The organism is Halovulum marinum (assembly GCF_009697225.1).
GTDB classification, from domain to species: Bacteria; Pseudomonadota; Alphaproteobacteria; order Rhodobacterales; family Rhodobacteraceae; genus Halovulum; species Halovulum marinum.
The window spans coordinates 1-2,892 of the sequence record NZ_WIND01000048.1; the positions used below are offsets into that span (position 1 = coordinate 1).

Sequence of the window (2,892 nt, forward strand, 5' to 3'; positions counted from 1 at the left end):
TTTGGTTGCGGGGGTAGGATTTGAACCTACGACCTTCAGGTTATGAGCCTGACGAGCTACCGGGCTGCTCCACCCCGCGGCAGGGAGGCCGGGCCGTTTCGGGCCCGGGTCCGAGGTTTCCGGATCGTTCGAGAGAGCGTTCGGGTGTCCGTGCTTTGCAGGTTTGGCGGTGACCTACTCTCCCACGTCTTGAGACGCAGTACCATCGGCGCTGTGGCGCTTAACGGCCGAGTTCGGGATGGGATCGGGTGTTTCGCTCACGCTGTGACCACCAAACCGGCAAAGCACGGGCTGGCCGGGCGCGGGGCCCGGGTCCGGCACACGAGACGGGCGCTGCGGCCCGGTCCTTCGCTGAAGTCGTTCACCGATCATCACTGATGATCGTCACTGATCGTCGAGGTGTCTGTTGATGTGACGTCCGGGTGGATGAGTGTCCTCATGCCACCGGATCGGGATCAAGCCTATCGGGGGATTAGTACCGGTCAACTGAACGCGTTGCCGCGCTTACATCTCCGGCCTATCGACGTGGTGGTCTTCCACGCCCCTCAGGGAGACCTGGTTTTGAGGGGGGCTTCCCGCTTAGATGCCTTCAGCGGTTATCCTGTCCGCACATAGCTACCCTGCACTGCCGTTGGCACGACAACAGGTCCACCAGTGGTGCGTTCACCCCGGTCCTCTCGTACTAGGGGCAACTCCTCTCAAGTCTCCGACACCCACGGCAGATAGGGACCGAACTGTCTCACGACGTTCTAAACCCAGCTCACGTACCTCTTTAAACGGCGAACAGCCGTACCCTTGGGACCTGCTCCAGCCCCAGGATGAGATGAGCCGACATCGAGGTGCCAAACACTGCCGTCGATATGGACTCTTGGGCAGTATCAGCCTGTTATCCCCGGCGTACCTTTTATCCGTTGAGCGATGGCCCTTCCACTCGGGACCACCGGATCACTATGGCCGTCTTTCGACTCTGCTCGACTTGTCAGTCTTGCAGTCAGGCGGGCTTATGCCATTGCACTCGACGGTTGATTTCCGACCAACCTGAGCCCACCATCGCGCGCCTCCGTTACTCTTTGGGAGGCGACCGCCCCAGTCAAACTACCCGCCACAGAGGGTCCCGGATCCGGATGACGGACCGCGGTTAGACATCAAGCGAACGAAGGGTGGTATCTCAAGGGTGGCTCCCCGAGGACTGGCGTCCCCGGTTCAAAGCCTACCACCTATCCTGCACATCGCAGGCCTGATGCCAGTCTGAAGCTGTAGTAAAGGTGCACGGGGTCTTTCCGTCTGACCGCGGGTACCCCGCATCTTCACGGGGAATTCAATTTCGCTGAGTCTGCATTGGAGACAGCGGGGAAGTCGTTACGCCATTCGTGCAGGTCGGAACTTACCCGACAAGGAATTTCGCTACCTTAGGACCGTTATAGTTACGGCCGCCGTTTACCGGGGCTTCAATTCGGTGCTTGCACACCTCCTTTTAACCTTCCGGCACCGGGCAGGCGTCAGACCCTATACGTCGTCTTGCGACTTCGCAGAGCCCTGTGTTTTTAGTAAACAGTCGCCACCCCCTAGTCTGTGCCCCCGGCCCGAAGTTGCCTTCGAACCGGGCCTCCTTCTCGCGAACTTACGGAGGCATTTTGCCGAGTTCCTTCAATGCAGTTCTCTCAAGCGCCTTGGTATGCTCTACCAGTCCACCTGTGTCGGTTTAGGGTACGATCTGATGGAGGGCTATTTCCAGGAACCGTCCGGCAGCCGACCCAATCCGATAAGGGTCAACTACGCTTTCGATCCGTCACATCCTCCTGGCTCAGGAATATTAACCTGATTCCCATCGACTACGCCTTTCGGCCTCGCCTTAGGGGTCGGCTTACCCTGCTCAGATTAGCTTTAAGCAGGAACCCTTGGACTTTCGGCGACAGGGTCTCTCACCCTGTTTATCGCTACTCATGTCAACATTCTCGCTAGTGAACGCTCCACGGCTCCCTCACAGGGCCGCTTCGTCGCTGAACCCTCAACCTCCGCAGATTTTCGATGCGCTACCCGCTTCGCTACCTGAGCGCGTCCGGGCACGAAGCCCAAAACGTCCTCAAGCAGGCCGAAGGCCGGCAGGACACAAAAAATCTCAAGAGGTCAGGGTTACTGAACACTACGCTCCGCTACCACTGCTTGCGCAGTCCTGAGCTTCGGCTCATGGCTTGAGCCCCGGTACATCTTCGCCGCAAGACAACTTGTCTAGACCAGTGAGCTGTTACGCTATCTTTAAAGGATGGCTGCTTCTAAGCCAACCTCCTGGTTGTTTTGGTCGTCTCACATGCTTTCCCACTTAGCCATGAATTAGGGGCCTTAGCTGCAGGTCAGGGTTGTTTCCCTCTCCACTACGGACGTTAGCATCCGCAGTGTGTCTGCCGGACAGTGCTCCTCGGTATTCGGAGTTTGGTTAGGATCAGTAAGTCTGTGGGACCCCATTACCCATCCAGTGCTCTACCCCCGAGGGCATTCATCCGACGCTCTACCTAAATAGATTTCGCGGAGAACCAGCTATCTCCAGGTTTGATTGGCCTTTCACCCCTAGGCACACGTCATCCCGACCCTTTTCAACGGGTGTGGGTTCGGACCTCCAGTGCGTGTTACCGCACCTTCATCCTGCACATGCCTAGATCACCTGGTTTCGGGTCTGATCCCACGAACTCGATCCTCAATGAAGAGGGACGCCCTATTAAGACTCGCTTTCGCTGCGCCTACACCTATCGGCTTAAGCTTGCTCGTGAGACCAAGTCGTTGACCCATTATACAAAAGGTACGCCGTCACCCCGCCCGTTCCGAAGAACATGGGAGGCTCCGACTGCTTGTAGGCGTCCGGTTTCAGGAACTTTTTCACTCCCCTTGTCGGGGTGC

Annotated in this window: 1 tRNA gene and 2 rRNA genes (1 of these 3 only partly in view); all 3 read right to left on the bottom strand. The window is 57.7% G+C overall.

What is annotated here, in order from left to right:
- Positions 1-2: 2 nt before the first annotated feature.
- Positions 3-79, bottom strand: a tRNA-Met gene (locus tag GE300_RS21745).
- Positions 80-161: 82 nt separating this feature from the next.
- Positions 162-276 (bottom strand): 5S ribosomal RNA (gene rrf / locus GE300_RS21750).
- Positions 277-451: 175 nt separating this feature from the next.
- Positions 452-2,892 (bottom strand): 23S ribosomal RNA (locus GE300_RS21755); it runs 640 nt beyond the window's last position.